A 1,228-nucleotide genomic window follows, 5' to 3' on the forward strand; every position below is an offset into this window, starting at 1 on the left:
TGCCCACTTTGACGGACACTAGGTCGTGATCGTATAATTAGTTCACGAGGGGGTGTCAATTATGGTTAACGGTTCTGTCCGGTATGATGATGAGTTTAAGACCCACGCAGTGAAGATGGTAGTTGAACAAGATAGGACTATATCGGCGGTAGCAAGCGACTTAGGTGTATCCCAGCCAACCATAAGAAGGTGGGTCCGGCAGGCTACGAAACCCGAAAGTTCTAAGGATAAAAGAATCGCTGAACTAGAGGCCGAGAACAAGAAACTTAAAAAACAATTGGCGAACACAAAGGAGACAGTTGATGTCCTAAAAAAGTCCGTAGCCATTTTCATAAAACCATAGATCCAGCTACGACCAATGATAAATTCAAATTTATCAAGGCCCACGCCTCCTCCGGGTGGTCTGTGGCGAAAATGTGCGAAGTTTTGGAAGTATCCCGGAGCGGGTATTACGATTGGTTGGGCAGGCCGCCATCAAGACGAGCTAAAAGACACGCCAGGATTCTTAGCAGGATCAGGAAAGTGCATCAAAAGCATCCTACTTATGGTTTGGACCCCATTTGGGCGGAAGTCAGAGAATCCATTCCCTGTAGCAGGGGAACCGTTTACAGGTTGATGAAAAAGCATAACATCCGCTCTAAACGCAAGATTAAGTGGAAAGCCACAACAAACAGTAAACATAATTTGCCGGTTGCCCCTAATTTACTGAATCAAAAATTTGACGCACCACTGCCAAACACCGTGTGGGTGAGTGACATAACCTACCATTGGACCGAAGAAGGATGGTTGTATACCGCCATAGTCAAGGATCTATGCACTAAGGAAGTTGTTGGACATGCATCTAGTAAAAGAATGACCAAGGAACTAGTGATAAAAGCCCTTAAAATGGCCCTAGAACGGGCACGACCAGCGGATGGCCTAATATTCCACTCCGATAGGGGCAGCCAGTATTGCTCCAAAGCTTTCCGGTCTCTACTAAAACGATATAATATCCGGCAAAGTATGAGCAACAAAGGAAATCCTTATGATAATGCCCCCGCTGAAAACTTCTTTGGTTGTCTGAAATGTGAATGCACCGGTTTTTACCGCTTCAGAACCAGAAGTGCAGCCAAACAGGTAATTTGGGAATACATAGAGATTTTTTACAACAGGCAACGAAGACATGCCGCATTAGGCTGGATTAGCCCTTTAAAATTCAAACAACAATTAAAAAGCCTTGGTCTGGCGG

At 45.0% G+C, this 1,228-nt stretch carries 2 protein-coding genes; both read left to right on the plus strand.

Annotated features, from left to right (window positions below; translation table 11 throughout):
- The first annotated feature begins 61 nt into the window (after positions 1–61).
- A complete protein-coding gene (locus Q0410_RS04935; protein WP_299033663.1) occupies positions 62–343 on the plus strand; it encodes a transposase in 282 nt (93 codons plus the stop codon).
- 32 nt (positions 344–375) lie between these two features.
- A partial coding sequence (locus Q0410_RS04940; protein ID WP_299033666.1) for an IS3 family transposase occupies positions 376–1,228 on the plus strand: 853 nt, incomplete at its 3' end.

This window comes from uncultured Anaerococcus sp., assembly GCF_937934665.1.
Lineage (GTDB): Bacteria > Bacillota > Clostridia > Tissierellales > Peptoniphilaceae > Anaerococcus.